The sequence below is a fragment of the Pontibacterium sp. genome (assembly GCF_041587635.1).
Taxonomy (GTDB): domain Bacteria; phylum Pseudomonadota; class Gammaproteobacteria; order Pseudomonadales; family Balneatricaceae; genus Pontibacterium.
The window spans coordinates 1-18051 of record NZ_JBFGYC010000007.1; the positions used below are offsets into that span (position 1 = coordinate 1).

The 18051-nt window shown below is 52.9% G+C and carries 15 protein-coding genes; 7 read left to right on the plus strand and 8 right to left on the minus strand.

Annotation, left to right across the window (positions count from 1 at the left end; translation table 11 throughout):
- Nucleotides 1-244 precede the first annotated feature (244 nt).
- The 3 genes from ABYW01_RS01030 to ABYW01_RS01040 all read right to left on the minus strand — a co-directional run bounded on the left by ABYW01_RS01030 (nt 245) and on the right by ABYW01_RS01040 (nt 4175).
- Entirely contained in the window at nt 245-1528 is a 1284-nt protein-coding gene (locus ABYW01_RS01030; RefSeq protein WP_372830685.1) for a hypothetical protein, read from the minus strand.
- Between the two features lie 98 nt (nt 1529-1626).
- The gene (locus ABYW01_RS01035) at nt 1627-2916 is read right to left on the minus strand and encodes a glycoside hydrolase family 2 TIM barrel-domain containing protein (RefSeq protein WP_372830686.1); all 1290 of its coding nucleotides are present in this window, start codon (nt 2914-2916) and stop codon (nt 1627-1629) included.
- The gene (locus ABYW01_RS01040) at nt 2913-4175 is read right to left on the minus strand and encodes a glycosyltransferase (RefSeq protein WP_372830687.1); all 1263 of its coding nucleotides are present in this window, start codon (nt 4173-4175) and stop codon (nt 2913-2915) included. The genes ABYW01_RS01035 and ABYW01_RS01040 overlap by 4 nt, the downstream gene beginning before the upstream one ends.
- Before the next feature lie 349 nt (nt 4176-4524).
- Between ABYW01_RS01040 and gmk the strand changes: the two genes are divergently transcribed.
- The 3 genes from gmk to spoT all read left to right on the plus strand — a co-directional run bounded on the left by gmk (nt 4525) and on the right by spoT (nt 7610).
- Nucleotides 4525-5145, plus strand: a complete 621-nt coding sequence (gmk, locus tag ABYW01_RS01045) for a guanylate kinase (RefSeq protein WP_193952402.1) — start codon at nt 4525-4527, stop codon at nt 5143-5145.
- Between the two features lie 56 nt (nt 5146-5201).
- Entirely contained in the window at nt 5202-5414 is a 213-nt protein-coding gene (gene rpoZ, locus ABYW01_RS01050; RefSeq protein ID WP_372830688.1) for a DNA-directed RNA polymerase subunit omega, read from the plus strand.
- A gap of 87 nt (nt 5415-5501) precedes the next feature.
- The gene (gene spoT / locus ABYW01_RS01055) at nt 5502-7610 is read left to right on the plus strand and encodes a bifunctional GTP diphosphokinase/guanosine-3',5'-bis pyrophosphate 3'-pyrophosphohydrolase (protein ID WP_372830689.1); all 2109 of its coding nucleotides are present in this window, start codon (nt 5502-5504) and stop codon (nt 7608-7610) included.
- 59 nt (nt 7611-7669) lie between these two features.
- Here spoT and ggt read toward each other — a convergent pair whose 3' ends face one another.
- A complete protein-coding gene (gene ggt / locus ABYW01_RS01060) occupies nt 7670-9406 on the minus strand; it encodes a gamma-glutamyltransferase (RefSeq protein WP_372830690.1) in 1737 nt (578 codons plus the stop codon).
- 194 nt (nt 9407-9600) lie between these two features.
- On the opposite strand from ggt, the gene ABYW01_RS01065 reads away from it, so the two are divergent.
- A complete protein-coding gene (locus ABYW01_RS01065; protein WP_372830691.1) occupies nt 9601-10923 on the plus strand; it encodes an HDOD domain-containing protein in 1323 nt (440 codons plus the stop codon).
- An 82-nt stretch (nt 10924-11005) separates the two neighbouring features.
- On the opposite strand, the gene ABYW01_RS01070 is transcribed toward ABYW01_RS01065, so the two are convergent.
- The gene (locus tag ABYW01_RS01070; protein ID WP_372830692.1) at nt 11006-12925 is read right to left on the minus strand and encodes an ATP-binding cassette domain-containing protein; all 1920 of its coding nucleotides are present in this window, start codon (nt 12923-12925) and stop codon (nt 11006-11008) included.
- Between the two features lie 22 nt (nt 12926-12947).
- On the opposite strand from ABYW01_RS01070, the gene ABYW01_RS01075 reads away from it, so the two are divergent.
- Both ABYW01_RS01075 and ABYW01_RS01080 read left to right on the plus strand, forming a co-directional pair.
- Complete coding sequence (locus ABYW01_RS01075; protein WP_372830693.1) at nt 12948-13469, plus strand: TIGR02444 family protein; 522 nt, start codon at nt 12948-12950, stop codon at nt 13467-13469.
- 84 nt (nt 13470-13553) lie between these two features.
- Entirely contained in the window at nt 13554-14267 is a 714-nt protein-coding gene (locus tag ABYW01_RS01080) for an FKBP-type peptidyl-prolyl cis-trans isomerase (protein WP_372830694.1), read from the plus strand.
- A gap of 76 nt (nt 14268-14343) precedes the next feature.
- Here the strand turns inward: ABYW01_RS01080 and ABYW01_RS01085 are convergent, their stop codons facing one another.
- Together ABYW01_RS01085 and rsd are read right to left on the minus strand one after the other, a co-directional pair.
- Nucleotides 14344-15321, minus strand: a complete 978-nt coding sequence (locus tag ABYW01_RS01085) for a WD40 repeat domain-containing protein (RefSeq protein WP_372830695.1) — start codon at nt 15319-15321, stop codon at nt 14344-14346.
- Between the two features lie 24 nt (nt 15322-15345).
- Nucleotides 15346-15822, minus strand: a complete 477-nt coding sequence (rsd, locus tag ABYW01_RS01090; RefSeq protein WP_193952410.1) for a sigma D regulator — start codon at nt 15820-15822, stop codon at nt 15346-15348.
- 64 nt (nt 15823-15886) lie between these two features.
- Here rsd and ABYW01_RS01095 point away from each other — a divergent pair, with 64 nt between their 5' ends.
- Nucleotides 15887-16369 carry a flagellar basal body-associated FliL family protein gene (locus ABYW01_RS01095; RefSeq protein ID WP_372830696.1) on the plus strand — a complete coding sequence of 161 codons (483 nt, stop codon included), beginning with the start codon at nt 15887-15889 and terminating at the stop codon, nt 16367-16369.
- Between the two features lie 82 nt (nt 16370-16451).
- Here the strand turns inward: ABYW01_RS01095 and gshA are convergent, their stop codons facing one another.
- Nucleotides 16452-18017 (minus strand): glutamate--cysteine ligase, encoded by a 1566-nt coding sequence (gene gshA / locus ABYW01_RS01100; protein ID WP_372830697.1) that lies wholly within the window; start codon nt 18015-18017, stop codon nt 16452-16454.
- Nucleotides 18018-18051: the final 34 nt, after the last annotated feature.

Here is an 18051-nt window from a genome sequence, read left to right on the forward strand (position 1 = left end):
GCATTTTTGAACGGTTTCTTTTCGGTAAGTTGTTGAGTTTGTTAGGGGCTAGGCCGCTGCTCAATGAGCAGATCCAGAACATAGAGTGATGTTGTAGGGAGGTATATTATTCTTCCCTAAATAACTCACTCAAAGAAATCCCACCTGATATGCAGGTGGGTTTTGGCTATAAGTACGCGTGATATTGCCTCTATTAATCCAGCCTTTCACTCCATGCGAAGTGAAAGGGGATCGCAGGACAACGTTATGGTTTGATGGCTGTCACGACAACATTGCCTCCTTTGCCAGACATGCCAAAACTGGCGATGTAAAAACGCCCTTCAGCATCCCAGGCATTATGCCCACAGTGCAGCTCCCGGCCTTCTCCCACAGCCTCAGGTGCCAGCTGAGACAGTGGGGCGATCACTTCCGAGCGGCCTGCTGTGATATCAAAACGGTGTAAAAGGATATCGGGTGCACCAAGGTAGCGTTCATTCACCATGTAGATACTTTTCTCATCCGCAGAGAGCTGAAAGGTGCGCGTTGCCAGCCGCTGTTTTTCGTGAGGTGCCGGAAAACGGACCTGACCGAGGTATGTCCATTGCTCGGTGTTGTCCGTCTCGCGCCATCGATAGATACGTCCATTGTTATCCGACATATAACAGCGCTTCCCTGAAGGTTCACATTGGCCGACTTTCGGGATGCGACCAATCGGGGCGGATTTCAGGCCACCCTTAACCTGTTGTTTTTGCTTACCCTTCTTACGAGGGGGCGGCCCCTGCAACTTCCAATCATCCATGGTGCCGAATGTATTGCTGTCCGGATCAAAGTAATGAATACGCTTGAACCAACCACCGCGCCCCTCCATCGCAAAGTAGACGCGACCTCGACTGTTCACCCACATGAAACTGTCTGAAGGCAGATAGTTTTTCGTTAACTCCGGAGGGCGACCCAGGTCATAGGTTGTTTGAGTGTGCGGGTCAAAACGCACCAAGTGTCCCTTAGGTACCGCAGCACCGTAGAGACGATGATGCCTAGGATCTGCGATCAGATATTCCAGTTGAAACGGAGACGCTGTTCCATCAGGAGTATTTGCAGACAGGTCGGTGAATTGCCCGGTTGAGGGCCGATAGCGGTACCAATGGAAGCCGCGCTTCTTGGTGTAACCCTTGTTGTAATACGAGTAATTCAGCCCACCCAGATAGATATCACCGTCCAGATAGGTTGGCCGCACATGGAACTTCTCCAGTGTTTCTCCGGCTGCCCAGTTATTGGCCTGCATAGAAGCCTGTTGCGCATCGCCCACATAGCGAAATGCTTGATCACCGGCTCTCTTTTCGAAGAGTGCGGAATTGGTTTTGTGATCTGATGCAGCGATATAGATCGAGCCATCCGGGGTATTGCCCAAGGCGTACCAGCACTGGAGAGGATCGAGCCCTCCCGGTGTCGACGGTAATCGAAAGGACTCCGCCGTAGGGGCCGATAGTACGTGGGGTGTTATGGATAGAGTGATCGCTGCCAAGGTGATGCTCAGAATGTGTGTAAGCATTTTCGGATGGAACACCAGCCACCTCCATTGAGTGATGAGTGTACTGACTGCTCTCGATAGAGAGGGGTGTTGAGGCCCTGTTAATACGCGTGAATATTTCATGGTTGCTGCACCCTCAAAGATGAACGTTGCACACAGGCGGTTCCGTTGGCACTCACCGCATGCGTGATTAACCAGTAATCGCCGGGTTGATCGGGGACATTTACCCGCATATTTGGTTTTGCAGATATCTGATCGGGGGTAAGCAGTGTGCTGGCCTGTCTCGCGCGCGCGCGTAATTCGACGGGCCAGAAGTGGCTACCATAAAGTGCATGACTTAATGCTTGTTCAGAAATCTGTAATGGCAGGGACTCTCCCGGTGCCACCTGAATGCGTGACGATGGTGCTGTCTTGCAGATCGGTGCGTTATTCCAATTGCCAGTTTGGTAACGCTGTGCGATCGCAACGTATGCCGCACGAGGATTATCGCCGTAAGAGAGGTTCCACCAATGAAGGTCATCTGGTTTAGGGTCACCCAAGCGGAACACGAACGCGCCCAGGGTCTGTTTATCCAGCGCGCCTAGCTGGTCGAGACGCCGTAAGTAACGCTTGGCCTTGGCCTGATCTGTTGGGATGACGGGATACCCCAGTTCATCTAAACGCATGTCTTCAGGCCGTCTTGGTCCGAACTCTGTAAAGAGCAGGGGTCGTGATTCGCCTGATAGCTGTTTGCGGCGTTGCAGCTTGCGTGGATCGCTGTAGAGGTTGATACCAATGATATCGAGGTTCTTGGCAGATTGGTTCAACATCTGCAGATCGACCGATTCCGTTGCGGCGTAGCTCACAAGGTGATCGGGGTCGCGTAATTTGATCTCTTTGACCAGACTTTCGAGGAAGGTCAGAAAACCTGTACGTTCGCTCGGACTATCAGCGGCGTGCAGCACTTCGTTGCCCACCACCCATAACAGCACGGCAGGATGCTTTCGCAACTGGTCCACTCGCTGCAGAATTGTAGAGCGTAAACGTATGAGTTCTTCCGAATTAGGGGTCTGATAGAGCGAACCTGCTTTCGGATGCGGTAGCCAGATCCCGACGGCCACTTGTAACCCAAGTTCTGCGGCTCGGTCTAGATAGTCAGTGTCCGTATGGGTCAATCCCCAGGTTCTCACTGTATTGGCACCAAGTTGTTTAGCTAGATGCAGGTAGTCCACACCATTTGCGCCTTTGGCTTTGGCACAGCCGACCCCTTGAATCTGATAGGGCTGATTATTGACGATCAGTTGCCAGCGCTGCGGGGCATCGGTTTCTCCGTTGAGTGCTTCCAAACGGGATGGCAAGCCGTAGGCGGACTGAATCGTCATGGTCACTCCCAGTGACGATAATATCAGTGTGTTTTTTAGCGTGTTCATTTACCCAATCCTCCCGGGCTCTGTGTGGTACGTGTGATCCAGCCCTGTTTGTTCATCGTGACGATGGCCAGAAGGTGAACGAACCACAGCATGAGCAGATAAAAAGGCAGTGCCAGCAGCAGCCACCAGTGCTTACCGGGGCGAGAGCGACGGATCGCCCCAAAGGCGGGCAATCCACGTATCATCCGCGTGAGTAAAAAGCCAAACATCAGAACCCCGACTCTCGCGGCTATCTCGGCATATTCGTTGCCGAACCAGAAAAAATGACCGCTTGAAATACTGAGTCCCAGCAGCGTAAAAGCCAGCCCGACCATAAAGGTATTTACCCAGGAACTTAGCATATGCCAGGTTGCCAGCGGGTAGCGTCTCCAGACCCAGAGGCGGTCCCAGAACAAGGCCCGAAGCGTGCGCCGTCCCGTGTTTCTATACCAGCGCGTTCGCTGCAGCAGCAGCGCACTCATACTACTGGGTGAGATCGTTTCGACTACCGAGGTGGATTGATAGAACGTCAGCCATCCCGCTTCTAGCAGCAGACTGGTCATACGACCGTCATCCCCTGACACACAACGTTTTCCCAAAAATATTTCGTGGGTCAGATGCTCCAGGAGCGGAAAGACCGCTGCGCGACGGTAGGCCACAGTGCGCCCTGACAATACCGTCACCTGCGATGCGGCACTCAGTGCTGGATACGTGAATCCGTACTTCACCTTCTCGCAGACAAAATCAAGAAAGGTCCAGAGGCTGCGCTTGGGATCATGCACCTCCTGGTCACCAATCACGCCGCCGATTCGGGAATCTGCAAATGGCTTGATTAATTCATCGAGACTGTCGGGGCGTATGAGGACATCGGATTCAATAGATACCACCACATTACACCGACTTTGCTCGATGCCGTGGCGCAGAGAAAAACGTTTGCCCGGAGTGTCGCCCACCGTAGTGATCATCCGCTCATCGGAGGCGAAATTCTGGTTCAGCCAGTCGGGTAGGTCCGGTTCGCGCTGGTCACAAACCACAATAACCTCCGCGACGCGCGAGACGGGTTGGGCAAGGACGCGTGAGACGGCTTGAAACAGGATCGTACGATCTTCGTTGTAAACCGGCATCACGACAGAGATCGACTCATCGAAATGGGTTCGTTTGGGTCGGTAGCGGCCACATAATATGAGCTTAAATGTCCACTGGCACCAAAAGTAGGCGATGACTAACAGATAAAGGCTTAACGCCGGATCATTGATCAGTTCACGTATTGCAGAAATCATAGATAACTCCGTAGTTAGGTGGAGGGGTGGAATAGAAAACCGGCAGACGAGAGCTGCCGGACTGCATGTGCAGTCACCACCATAGAAAGGGAAAGGCGGGCAGAACACGAGGGGGAAATGGGTATTTCAGGAATTGCACTGTGAGGTGCTGAGATCTTTAACGTAGCGGTCGCTGAGAGATGAATTTTCCGCAGGAATAACGTAGATATGCTTATAAACGTGTAGGAATCACTGAAACAGTATGATGAGTGGATGGGGAGAGAAATTACGGCAAAGCCGCGTCATCTTTGTATAATGGTCTCTTTGAACCCTGCGGCATTGTTAGCCCCGCGAACAACTGAGTAACGATATGAGCGATAAAGGCACTCTGTATGTAGTCTCGGCCCCCTCCGGTGCCGGTAAAACCAGTTTGGTTAAAGCGCTGCTGGAGCGCGATAGCCGTGTACTGGTCTCTGTCTCACACACCACCCGTGATATGCGTCCGGGGGAAGTGGATGGTAAGGACTATAACTTTGTCGATATGGATCACTTCAATCAGATGATTGGCGAAGGGGCGTTCCTTGAGCATGCGGATGTGTTTACCAACAAATACGGCACTTCGCAGGTTTGGGTGGAAGAACAGCTGGCTCAGGGCATGGATGTGATTCTGGAAATCGACTGGCAGGGCGCGCAGCAAGTACGCCGACTGATGCCCGAGTGTCTTTCCGTATTTATCCTTCCACCATCGCAGGAAGAACTGCGTCGCCGCCTGACGGGGCGTGGTACCGACAGTCAGGATGTGATTGATCACCGGATGTCTCAGGCTGTGAGTGAAATGAGTCATTACGGTGAATATGACTACATGATCATCAATGATGACTTTGATACCGCCCTGAATGAACTGGTGGCGGTGTTTCTTAGTCGTCGCTTGGGACAGAATCGCCAGTCCCAGAAACATCAGGAATTGCTACAAGGACTCTTGTCAGCTTAACTATTGACCAGTAGAATGCCCGGTCTTTCGAAAAACCCCTAAACTAGAGGCTGAACATGGCTCGCGTAACCGTTGAAGATTGCCTGGATAACGTTGATAACCGCTTTGAACTGGTGATGGTCGCTTCTAAGCGTGCGCGTCAGCTGGCTACCGGTGGTAAAGAAGCAAAAGTTGAGTGGGAAAACGACAAGCCAACCGTTGTTGCTCTGCGTGAAATTGCAGAAGGCCACATAGATAAAACTGTTCTGGATGAAGTTGAAGAAGACTAACTCTTCCCCAACTCTGTTTTATACGGCATCATTCCAACTATCGGACAAATAAGTGCTTTTTTGCACTGACGGTATTCTGGAGGGGTGATGCCGACCATCGACGCACTTTCTGAACGCTTAACTGAATATCTGGATCCGCAACAGATCCAGCAGGTGCGTCGTGCTTATTTCTATGCCGAACAGGCTCACGAAGGTCAACGCCGTAAAAGCGGTGAAGCCTACGTAACTCATCCGCTGGCAGCGGCCAGTATTCTCTCGACCATGCATATGGATCATCAAAGCCTGATGGCTGCGATGTTGCATGATGTGATCGAAGACACCGAAGTGTCCTATGACGGCGTGTGCTCCCAGTTTGGTGAGTCAGTCGCTGATATTGTGGACGGTGTATCCAAACTGACCCATCTGGAATTTGAGACCAAAGCGGAAGCGCAGGCGAGCAATTTCCAGAAGATGGTGTTGGCCATGGCCGAAGATATTCGCGTCATTCTGGTCAAGCTGGCTGACCGTCTGCATAACATGCGGACGTTGGGCGCGATGCGCCCGGATAAGCAGCGTCGTATCGCCAAAGAAACCTTAGATATTTATGCACCGATTGCCGGTCGCTTGGGTATGCGTGATGTGCAGATCGAGTTGGAAGATCTGGCCTTTCAGGCGCACTACCCGATGCGTGCGAAGTATATCCGCCGCGCGGTAGTTCAGGCGCGTGGTCAGCGTAAAGATGTGATCAGCTCCATTCAGGACACTATCAATCAGCGTCTGCGTCAGGAAGGTCTCAATGGCACAGTGACGGGGCGTGAAAAGCATCTCTACAGTATCTACAACAAAATGAAATCCCAGAACAAATCGTTTGCGGAGATCATGGATGTATTTGCCTTCCGGGTCGTGACCGACAATGTGGATGATTGTTACCGTGTTCTGGGTGCCGTTCACAACCTCTATAAGCCCGTTCTGAACCGTTTCAAAGATTACATCGCGATCCCGAAATCCAACGGCTACCAATCACTGCATACCGATCTGTTTGGGGCACGTGATATCACCATTGAGGTGCAGATCCGCACCAAAGAGATGGATGCGGTGGCTAGTCAGGGGGTGGCGGAGCACAGTCACTATAAAACCTATGGCGATTCCGACAGTGCAGTGGGCTCATATAAGCGCGCCCGCAAGTGGGTACAGGGCCTGCTGGAGATGCAGCAGCGTGCCGGTAACTCGATGGAGTTTATCGAAAGCGTTAAAGAAGACCTGTTTCCGGATGAAGTCTATGTCTTCACGCCTCAGGGACGGATTCTGGAGTTACCTGCCGGATCGACGCCGGTTGATTTTGCCTATGCTGTGCATACCGATATAGGTAACTCCTGCGTATCCTGCCGGGTGGACCGCCGTTTAGCACCCCTGTCTCAGGCGCTGGAAAATGGCCAGACGGTTGAAATCATCACAACGCCGAGTGCGCAGCCGAATATGGCATGGCTCAACTTTGTGATGACCGGCAAGGCACGTACGGCGATTCGTCACTTCCTTAAAAATCAGCAGCGCCACGAATCGATTGATCTGGGACGTCGTCTGTTGAATCAGTTCCTGAGTAAATACGGTGCGAACGTGAAAGACGTGGATAACCGTAAACTGCAGGAGCTGTTGGACGAAGCGGAATTTAAGTCCCTCGATGATCTGCTGGAAGATATCGGTATGGGCAATCGTCAGGCGTATGTGGTGGCCCGTCGTGTGCGTCCTGAGGCGGAAGAGGGTGCGGAAGAGCAGCGTGAAAGCCCGCTGGCGATTAAAGGTACCGAAGGCATGGTGTTGCAGTATGCGAAGTGCTGCCGTCCGATTCCGGGTGATGAGATCATTGGTCACATCAGTGCGGGTAAAGGGTTGGTCATCCATCGTACCGCCTGCCGTAATATTGGTTATCTGCGTGATGATCCGGATAAATGTATTTATCTGGAATGGTATGACGAACTGAAAGATGAGTTCGTTGCGGACCTGTCCTGTGAAGTGGAATCACACCGCGGCATCATCGCTGAACTGGCCACTATGGCGACCTCAATGGGCGCTGACCTGTTACAGATCGATATCGATGATCATGAAGGTAAGCTGGCGAAAGTGAATATGGAGCTGCAGGTTAGTGACCGTATCCATCTGGCGCGGGTGATGAAAAAGATCCGTGCGCTGAAGACCGTCAATCGGATCGTGCGCAAGTAACGGGCATTACTCACGCGCGACGATCTTTGTCAGGTTTTATGTTGCTCAGGGCTGGATGACTACTGGCCCTGAGCACTCCCCTCACGGCGGTTATCAACGGCGCTGTGCCAGATACCGTTTTCATCTTTGTGCATACCATGTAAGCCGCTATTCAGATCTCGCACTTTAACGGTATGTCCGCGTGCCTCGAGCGCCTCCGCTAACTTCGTCGCGTCGGTATTTTCCTCCAGTTCGGTCAGGCTGTTGCGGTTGCTGACGTGGGGCAGGTTGACGACCTGCTGCAGGGGTAGTTTGTGGTTCAGGCTGACTAATAAGCTTTGTGCCACATAGTTGATGATTCGGCTGCCACCGGGAGAGCCAATCGCGGCGATCAGCTGGTCGTTCTGGTCAAACACCATAAACGGTGACATTGAGCTGCGCGGACGTTTACCCGCTTCTACCCGATTGGCGATCAGTTCACCGTCCTTTTCAGCGACAAACGAGAAGTCCGTGAGCTGATTATTCAGCAGGAAACCTCCGGCCATTAACGTTGAGCCGAATGCCATCTCGATACTGCTGGTGACGGAGATCGCATTTCCCCACTGATCGACCGCGACAAAATGGCTGGTCGATGGCAGTTCGGGGGATTGGTCATCACGGCGGTTGATTGCTGGCTCAGGTGTTCCTGCATGGGCGGTGCCTGCGTCCTTGTCCAGACTCAGGAGCTGACGGCGTTGCGCCAGATAGTTTTCATCCAGCAAACCATCGACAGGGACTTCGACAAAGTCCGTGTCAGCCAGATAACGGGCGCGGTCGGCGTATGCCAGACGGGAAGCCTGAGTGAACAGATGGTTAAACTCGACGCCCTTCGGGTCAAGCTCTGCCAGCGGCTGTTGTTCCAGCAGTTTCAAAATCTGTAACACCGTTACGCCACCGGATGTGGGTGGTGGGAATCCACACACTTTATACGTCAGGTAAGGCCGACACAGCGGATCGCGTGCCTGTGCGCGATAGTCTTCGAGGTCATCCAGACTCAGATGGCCGGGATTATCCGTTGCCTGCTGTACTGAGTCGATGATCTTACGCGCCAATGGACCGCCGTAGAAGTAGCCGGCTCCACTGCGGGCGATACCTGCCAGTGAGTTGGCTAAGGCCGGGTTTTTCAGCACCGTTCCCACTGGGAGCGGCTCACCTGCATCCGTGTAGAAATACCCGCGTGCGGCAGGGTAGCGATTCAGCCCCGGGTTAATATCCGACTTGATCAGTTCATGCAGTCGGGGGCCCACCTTAAAGCCTTTCCTGGCTTGTTTGATCGCGTCGACATACAGAATATGCCACGGGGTTTTACCGTGTGCCACGTGTGCCGTTTCCAACATTTTAAGTACACCGGGCGTGCCAACCGATCGGCCGCCCACTAAGGCGTGATACCAGTTCATCGGTTGGCCATCCGGTTTGATAAATAGATTCTCGTCGGCGGTAGCGGGGGCGGTTTCTCGGCCGTCATAGGCATAGAGCTGTTTGTTTTCGTTATCCCAGTACAGCATAAACGCGCCGCCACCAATGCCGGAGGATTGAGGTTCCACCAGTGTCAGCATGGCTTGAATCGCCACGGCAGCATCAACGGCAGAGCCGCCGTTTTTCAGTGCGTTGTAACCGGCTTTCGTTGCCAGTGGGTGTGCGGCGACGGCAAGAAACTGCTCGGCTTTAACGGTCTGACTATCTTGTTGGCCGGTTGCTGTTTCTGGGACCTGATCTTCATTGATGGCCCATAGGGGTGAGGAAACGAACAGAAGAGCCAAAATAAGGTGGCGGAACATGGATAACTCCCGGAAATAGGTAAAAAAACGCCGGATACATTGCTGAACGCTATATATTTACGGTAGGTTAGGCGTTAACGAACACTTTGTCATATATAGTTCGGGATAGCCTTGCTACCCGAGGTTCGAAGCCCTGTCCGCAGAGGATCCCGCGGGCAGATTATAAGACGTAAATCCTAGCTGGAGAGAGTACATTGTCTGTAGGCGTTCAAGCTGCACCTATGGGGCATGATGGTAGTTTGGCCCGTCTGGTGTTGATGCATGATAAGGATGGTAAGGTTCTGGCATTGCTACCGGCCACAACCCTGCTGAATCTGGCAAATGTCTGGAAACTGACGGGACGCCAACTGCAGCCTGTAAAAGGAGCAGATGCTGAGCGTTTCTTCAGTCAGGATGCGGTGCAGTCTCAAAACGGTTTTCGTAAACTGGCAACCTTACCTCTCCTGCCTTTGCTGGTGGACGAGCGTTGCCTGCAGTATCCAACACTGCAGGTTAATGAGCCGTATTCAAAGACCACTTGGGAGGTTGCTGCCAGCCTGCTCAGTGATGCGTCGCATGGCAAGCTGGCGACCGATGCAGATGAGATCGCGCTGCAAGCACCACAAGGTGACGACGAGACGGTGATTACCAGTGCCGTGAAGAAATTCACGAAGCTGCGTATTCAACAGCGTCTGGAAGACACGCTGGGTTTGCCGTCTATGTCGCCAACCACTCAAAAAATTCTGATGCTGCGCTCTGATCCAGAGGCGGATGTACATGCGTTGGTCGAGGTTGTACGGGTTGACCCAAGCCTTTCCGCGCAGGTGATGAGTTGGGCAGCTTCGCCGTATTATGCGGCGCCAGGTGATGTCAATTCGATCGATGACGCGGTGATCCGTGTGCTCGGTTTCGAGTTAGTGGTGAATATGGCGTTAGGGACGGCGATGGGTCAGATGCTGACCGTGCCGACTAACGGTCCGCGTGGTGGTACACCGTATTGGTTACAGTCGGTTTATTGTGCTGCCTTGTCTGAGCAGTTATGCAAAAAAATTCCTCAGGAACAGCGCCCTAAGCCGGGTCTGGCGTATTTGAGTGGTTTGCTGCATAACTTCGGTTACCTGCTGTTAGCTCATCTGTTCCCACCGCAGTTTGCATTGCTGGCACGTTATATCGAAGCCAATCCTCACTTTAGTCTGGAGGCGATCGAGCAGCAGGTGATTAATGTCACTCGTGAACAGATTGGCGGCTGGTTGCTGTCTAGCTGGACGTTGCCGGAAGAGGTGTGTGACGCGATTCGTTACCAGAATCACCTTGAGTACGCGGGTGAGCATGAACCTTACGTGAAGCTGTTGTATGTGGCGAATCGACTGTTGCGCCAGCAAGGGCTGAGTGATGGTCCGGTTGAGCAGATTTCGGATGAAGTCCTGGCTGATCTGGGGCTGAGCGCTGAGGTGGCTGCTGAAACGGTACAGGAACTGCTGAACGACGATGCAGCGATTCGTGAACTGACGGCGCTGCTGGAAGGTGGTCAGAGCTGACTGCTCTGGCCACCGCCTCTCTTTCTTATTTCAGGTTTTCTCGTATTAAGCGGCAATCGGAGTGCTGCTTAACATACGGCCTTTAACCGCTTAGCTCCGCTTCCAGAATCTCGAGCGCTTCCTGCTGTTCCAGCCATTGTTCTTCGGTATCTTCCGCATTGCGTTTCAGTTCGGCCTGCTTTTGCAGCAGTGCTTTAAGCTCATCCTTACGGCTATCTTCATAGAGTGTCGTATCGGATAGCGCCTCTTCAGTATCAGCCAGCTCGGACTGGTATTTATCCAGCGCCTTCTCCAGTTTATCGAGCTGCTTCTTCAGCGGACTGAGCTGCTTGCGCTTTTCGGCTTCCAGACGCTTCTGTTCTTTTTTCTCGGCGGCGCTGAGAGAACGATTTTCCCGTTCGTTCACCGGTTCGCTGCTGCTTTGTTGCTGACGTTTGTTCTCTGTCAGCCAGTTTTGGTAGTCGTCCAGATCACCTTTAAATTCTTTAACGGCCCCGTCGGCAACCAGCAGGAATTCGTCCACGGTATTGCGCAGCAAGTGGCGATCATGTGATACCAGAATCAGCGCGCCCTCAAAGGTTTGTAGCGCCAGTGTCAACGCGTGGCGGACTTCAAGATCCAGATGGTTGGTCGGTTCATCCATCAGCAGAAGGTTGGGTTTCTGCCAGGCGATGATCGAGAGCGCGACGCGAGCCTTTTCGCCGCCGGAGAAACGTTTTACCGGATCCAGCGCGGCATCGCCGAAGAAACCAAAGGTCCCCAGGAAGTCGCGGATCTCCTGGTCGGATGCCTGTGGTGAGATGCGTTTGATGTGCAGCAGGGGGGAGGCATCCAGATCCAGCGCTTCGAGTTGGTGCTGAGCGAAGTAACCAATTTTCAGATGTTCCCCGCTGTGCGGTTCACCACTGACCAGCCCAATGTCGCCCACCAGGGTTTTGATCAGTGTGGACTTACCCGCACCATTCGGCCCCAGAAGCCCGATACGGGCGCCGGGTTGCAGGTTGAGGGAAACGTCCTTAAGGATTACTTTGTCGCTGTAACCGCATTGTGCGTGGCGCAGCCCCATTAGCGGATGAGAGATCTTCTCTGATTCGCGGAAGGTAAATGAAAATGGACTGTCCACATGGGCCGGGGCGATTTTTTCCATGCGTTCAAGTTCTTTGATCCGGCTTTGCGCCTGCTTGGCCTTGGTGGCTTTAGCACGGAAGCGACGGACAAAGTCCTCAATTTCGCTGATGCGAACCTGCTGTTTCTCAAACGCCTGTTGCTGTTGAGCCAGCTTGCTGGCGCGCAGCACTTCGAACTGGCTGTAGTTACCTTTATACAGCTCGATTTTCTGGTTATAGAGGTGAGCAATATGTCCCACCACATTATCCAGGAAATCACGGTCATGGGAGATCAGAATGATCGAACCCTGATACTGGCGAAGCCACTGCTCCAGCCAGATCGTTGCGTCCAGATCGAGATGGTTGGTCGGTTCATCCAGCAACAGCAGATCGGAACGGCACATCAGTGCCTGGGCCAGATTCAGTCGGATACGCCAGCCACCGGAGAAATCTTTAACCGGGCGCTGAGCGTCAGAGGTGCTGAAACCAAGACCGGCCAGCAGTTGGTAAGCACGGGACTCGGCCGTATAACCTTCAATGGCTTCCAGTTCTGCGTGTAATTCAGCAATCCGGTGGTTGTCATGTTCCGCTTCGGCCCGGTCCAGATCAATCTGCACCTGACGCAGCTGCGGATCGCCGTCCAGAACGTATTCCAGTGCGCTGCGATCGGTGGCGGAGACCTCCTGCGCCATATGCGCAATGCGCAACTGGCCGGGCAGGTAGAGATCCCCTTTATCGGCATGAAGTTCGCCCAACAGCATCTTGAACAGGGAGGACTTACCCACGCCGTTTGCGCCGATAAGACCGACCTTCCAGCCGCTGTGGATTGTAAGGTTGGCATCCTCTAGCAGAAACTGGGTGCCGCGGTGTAAGCTGATGTCTTGTAACTGAATCATGGGCGCGGATTGTAGCATAGCAATGAAACTCGAAAACGATCTTTGGCACTATGCGTTACGTCTTTATGGCCAGCCGGGGGTGGAGTCCGCTTGTCTTGAACTGCAGCAGGCAGGGTTAAGCATCAACCGTCTGTTATTCTGTTTGTGGCTGGGGCAGGACGCCGGGCGTCAACTGGATCTGACGGTATTGCAAGGCGCAACAGGCTGGCAGTCAGAGATCACCCATCCGCTGCGTGCGTTGCGCTATAAAGTACGCGCGTACAAACAGCAGGATGAAACCTATCAGGCGTGTTATTCAGCGATGCGCAAAGCTGAGTTGGCGTGTGAGCAGCTCGAGCTGGCGCTTATGTATGATGTGGCGGAGCAGATGCTTAAGGGGGAGGCGGGTAGTTCTTTGGTGCTGGAAAACCTTGCGGGTTACTTGAATGATTGTACACTGAATGCGGCCCCTTCGATGACCGCTGCGTTTGAACAGTTACTGCAGATTGCTTTACCGGAGATGCCCGAGGGCTGGCAGCAGATATTGTCGCTCCCGGTCGAATAGATTCACCCTAAGGGATCTGTGGGATTGAACTTTCCTTCATCTGACCCCACTAAACATCCATGTGGAAAACACAACAAGGATAAAATGATGAAAAAAACCTGGCTGGCTGCCGCTCTTGCGACAGCGCTAACTGCGCCTTCGGCGTTTTCTTTTGAACTGACGACCGAACAGCAGAAACTCAGCTATAGCCTGGGCCTGATCGTGGGTGGACAGCTTAAGCAGGATGTTCAGGATGTGGATCTGGAAGCGTTTCAGGAAGGTTTGCAGACCATCTATAAAGATGGCGAGCCACTACTGACTCCGGATCAAGTGAACCAAGTGATGCAGGCATTCCAGCAGCGCAAAATCGAAGAGCAGCGCCAGGAAGTTGCTAAGCTGGCGCAGGCAAATATGGAAAAAGGCCAGTCTTACCTAACGGATAACGGTAAAAAAGACGGCGTGGTCACCACCGAATCCGGCCTGCAGTATCAGCAGCTGAAAGCCGGCAACGGTAAGAAGCCACTGGCAACGGATAACGTACAGGTCCACTACCGCGGCACATTGGTAGACGGTACCGAGTTTGACAGCTCCTACTCCCGTGGTGAGCCGGTTACTTTCCCTCTGAACGGTGTTATCGCAGGCTGGACCGAAGGTGTTCAGTTGATGGACGAAGGCAGTAAAGCGCGTCTGGTGATCCCGTCCGAGCTGGCTTACGGTCCGGGCGGTATGGGTAACGCGATCGGTCCAAACGAAACTCTGGTGTTTGAGATCGAGCTGCTGAAAATCATGCCTGCAGCAGAGGCCGAAGCGGCTAAATAAGTCGTTTCACAAGATACAAAAAAGGCTGTGCTCTATTGGGGCACAGCCTTTTTTATGGGTCCGTTTTCAGACGTGCTTATTTCAGTACGTTCATGATGCCGTTGGAGCTGAGCGCGAAGTATTGTCCGCTGCCAAAGCCCACAGCATAAATCCCTGCATTGACGGGGCCATAGGGGTCTCGGCGATGAATACGCCAGGCCTTGATCTCTTTGCCGCTGCGGACATCCCACAGCTGTACCAGGCCTGAGGCAGTCCCTGTCAGCAAGCGATCACTGTTTTTGGAGAAGCGGGCGCTGAGATAGCTGATCCGTTTCTTAAAAAAGTCACCTGAGGTGCTGAGCGAATGTGTGATCTGTCCGGTGTTGGTATTCCAGATAACCGCTTTATCCAGGCTGCCAGAACTGAACGCCCACTGGCTATTCGGTGACAGGGCGACCGTATCGACCACATTACCGAATTCCAGCTCCTGCAACAGTTCACCACTTTCCACATTCCAGAGCTTCGCTTTGTAAGCATCAGATCCGGTGATGGCCAGTTGTGCATCCAGGCTCAGGTCAACGCTGCGTACCCGTCCATCGTGACGGAAAACCCGGCGTTCGCCGCCGTTTTTAGCGTCAAAATAGACTGCGGTATGGTTCGCCAGACCCAGCAGGGCAAAATCCCCGTTGGGAGAAAGATCCATCTGCAGAATTTCAGCGGGTGAACTCCAGAACCCTGCAGGCTGCCCGTTAGCGATATTCCACAGCACCAGATCCTGCTGGTTTGCCGTCGCCGCGTAGGTTTCATCCGGAGAGATCGCTGTCGCAGCGATCAGGCTGAATTCTTTGGCTTTATGGTTCCAGTTGAACTCACGGGCATGTTTCTTCAAGTCCCAGAGGCTGCCACCGTGGTTAAACGACCCCAGTGTGGCATAGCTCCCGCTTTCTGAAATCGCGGCAGAGTACGCACCCGTTTTTGCGTACTCTTTCCAAACCGAAGGAGGATTGCCACTGTTACAACCCGTTAAAATCAGGGCAAGTGAAATACCTGCCAGAACAGGGTGCGCGCTGCGCATCTGTACCGCCTTGTTGTTCTGCTGTTATTCGGTTTCGGAAACCAGGTTTGAGTGCGAGGTGTGCAGCACTTCAATCATCTGATCTTCCAGTTCAAATCGTTCTTCCAGCTGTTCACCCAGGCTGGATAGGTCGTGCGCCATCTCGGCGACAGTGCGTACAGTCAGGACTTCAATGGACGCATACTGGTCATTAAAATCCAGTGCTGCATCAGTACTGAGCTGGATGCGTGGGAAGAGCTTCTGAGCTTCTTCGACACTACCATCATCAAACTCACTGCCTTCGCGCAGCAATTGCTCGTAAACCTCAAAGTGCCCGGAAGAGAGGTAATCAACAAGTAGTTCACAAAACTTCTCCACCTGCTCACTGAGGCCGTTGTCGACCGGTTGCTCAGGCAGGTGTACAAATGCGCTGATCAGCTGCTGTCGCTCTTCTAACCAGTGATCAATGATGTCGCTGACACCACCCCAACGTTCTTTGGCGTTGCGGCATTTTTCCAACATCGTGCGCCTCCTTTCATTTTTTTGTATGAGAGAGACTCACATAATAGGCCCAACCGGAACAGCGGTGCAACATAGCGATGACTGGCAGGAGCAGGTTATACTGAGCGCTACTGCCGAGCTGAGTGAATGGATAGCGGGGAGAGAGACTTTGAAACAACTGTTTTTAGTGCTGGTGTTGGGTTTATTTATGCAGACTGCCTGGGCTGCTGATGAAGAAGCTGCGCCAGAAGATTACGTGAACTACATCGAACTGAAGCCATTTCTGACGAACTACGGTGAACCGGGAAAGGTTAGTTTTGTGAAATGTGAGATCACCATTCAGGTGTCGTCTCCTGCTGCACACCATGCGGTGAACTTTCATATGCCGCATATCCGCAATGACATTGTATTTTTGCTGAGTGATCAGACCGAATCTCAGATGATGTCAGTAGAAGCGCAATCGGACTTGGCGAAAAAAGCCCTGAAGCTGGTACAGAATATATTGGTCGAGGAGGAGGGCGAGGCTTTTGTCAGCGACCTGTTCTTTACCAGTTTTATCACCCAGTAAATTAACAGCGCGACAGCTCTACAACTAAAAAGGCCCGCCCTAATGTGATTAGGGCGGGCCTTTTTTATAGCAGGTAGTGTATTTAACCGGCCAGATACTCTGCCAGATATTGATCAAAGTCCTGCGTGTCACTGGCTTCGATCTCGGTCTGCTCCTGCACGGACTCAACCGCCTGCTGAGCCAGATACTGGCTGCCCTGTTCGCTGAGCTGGTGCCCCAGCAACGTATCGCGATGCTTCGCGCTTTGCTGCAGTACAAACTGCTCGTAGCTGATACCGTTCTGCTGCAGCGCAGCCAGAACCTGGGCGGAGGGTGTCAGTGCCGGATTATCCAGTTTCGCGCGCTGTGCGGTGATACTGTCGCTATAGCGTGTGGAACCGTCAACCGTATCCATCATGTTCGCGGTCAGCTGAATCTTTTCCAGTAGCTCGTAGCCCCACTGGATCAGTTCGATCTCATCATCTTTACGCTGTAGTTTCAGGCCGGGTTCGCGTCCGCGGGTGACAACCAGATCGTGGTTGTCATTGATGCGTTCGCATTCACAGTCGCTGATCTCTGAATCGTCTGCCAGCAGACAGGTAATCAGGAACAGGTCGATAAAGTCGGACTGAGTCTGATCAATACCTAACGGCAGCATTGGATTGATATCGGTGTTGCGGACTTCGATATATTCAACACCACGCTCTTTCAGTGCGTGCAGTGGTTTTTCACCGGAGTGGGTGACCCGTTTTGGACGGATGTCACTGTAGTACTCGTTTTCAATCTGCAGGATATTGGTGTTCAGCTGACGGTAGCTACCGTTTACTTTTACACCGATCTCTTCATAGGCCCCATACGGTGTGTTGATCGCCTGGTGCAGCGACTCCGCATAGGTTGCCAGATGGTTGAAGCAGATATTCAGCGATGCCTGCGCCTTGTTGGAGTAGCCCAGATCACTCATCCGCAGCGAGGTGGCATAGGGCAGGTACAAGGTGTCTTTGTCCAGCTCTTCCAGATCGTGCTGCTTGCCCGCCATAAAAGATGCCGACAGCACCGGAGACGCGCCAAACAGGTACAGCAATAACCATGAATAGCGACGAAAGTTACGGATCAGGGTGAAGTACGCTGCCGAACGGAAATCCTGTAGACGGTCATTGTTGTTGCAGAATTTTTGATATTCCGGCCACAACGCTTCCGGCAGGGAAAAGTTGTAATGAATGCCGGCGATGGTCTGCATCATTTTGCCGTAGCGGTAGTTCAGGCCTTCACGATATACCGATTTCAGTGTGCCAACGTTGGAGCTGCCAAAGCGGGCGACCGGGATGGCACTTTCATCAGGCAGATGACACGGCATACTGGCAGACCAGATCAGTTCGCCATTTAACTTGGTGTATGTGAAGTGATGCAGGTCCGTCAGAAAATCCAGCGCTTCACCGGACTGTTTGAACACCGGTGTAATAAATTCCAGCAGCGCTTCAGAGTAGTCGGTGGTGATATGACTGTGGGTCAGCGCGGAGCCAAGTGCAACAGGGTGGTCTGTTTCTGCCAGCTGACCCTGCAGGTCAACACGCAGACCTTCCTTCTCAATGCCGTGGAGAATCCCTTTCAGCAGAGGGGCGTGGCCCTGATTGCTCAGCCATTCCAGCTTCTGTTCAAATGCTGCAGACAAGGTGCTGTCCTTCCGTAAAAATGTAAAGGTCGCC

Coding starts and splice junctions, on each gene's coding strand:
- ABYW01_RS01080 (WP_372830694.1), top strand. CDS start 13,554: ATGATGAAAAAAACCTGGCTGGCTGCCGCTCTTGCGACAGCGCTAACT.
- ABYW01_RS01070 (WP_372830692.1), bottom strand. CDS start 12,925: ATGATTCAGTTACAAGACATCAGCTTACACCGCGGCACCCAGTTTCTG.
- ABYW01_RS01085 (WP_372830695.1), bottom strand. CDS start 15,321: ATGCGCAGCGCGCACCCTGTTCTGGCAGGTATTTCACTTGCCCTGATT.
- ABYW01_RS01075 (WP_372830693.1), top strand. CDS start 12,948: ATGAAACTCGAAAACGATCTTTGGCACTATGCGTTACGTCTTTATGGC.
- gmk (WP_193952402.1), top strand. CDS start 4,525: ATGAGCGATAAAGGCACTCTGTATGTAGTCTCGGCCCCCTCCGGTGCC.
- spoT (WP_372830689.1), top strand. CDS start 5,502: ATGCCGACCATCGACGCACTTTCTGAACGCTTAACTGAATATCTGGAT.
- ggt (WP_372830690.1), bottom strand. CDS start 9,406: ATGTTCCGCCACCTTATTTTGGCTCTTCTGTTCGTTTCCTCACCCCTA.
- rsd (WP_193952410.1), bottom strand. CDS start 15,822: ATGTTGGAAAAATGCCGCAACGCCAAAGAACGTTGGGGTGGTGTCAGC.
- ABYW01_RS01040 (WP_372830687.1), bottom strand. CDS start 4,175: ATGATTTCTGCAATACGTGAACTGATCAATGATCCGGCGTTAAGCCTT.
- ABYW01_RS01035 (WP_372830686.1), bottom strand. CDS start 2,916: ATGAACACGCTAAAAAACACACTGATATTATCGTCACTGGGAGTGACC.
- ABYW01_RS01030 (WP_372830685.1), bottom strand. CDS start 1,528: ATGCTTACACACATTCTGAGCATCACCTTGGCAGCGATCACTCTATCC.
- rpoZ (WP_372830688.1), top strand. CDS start 5,202: ATGGCTCGCGTAACCGTTGAAGATTGCCTGGATAACGTTGATAACCGC.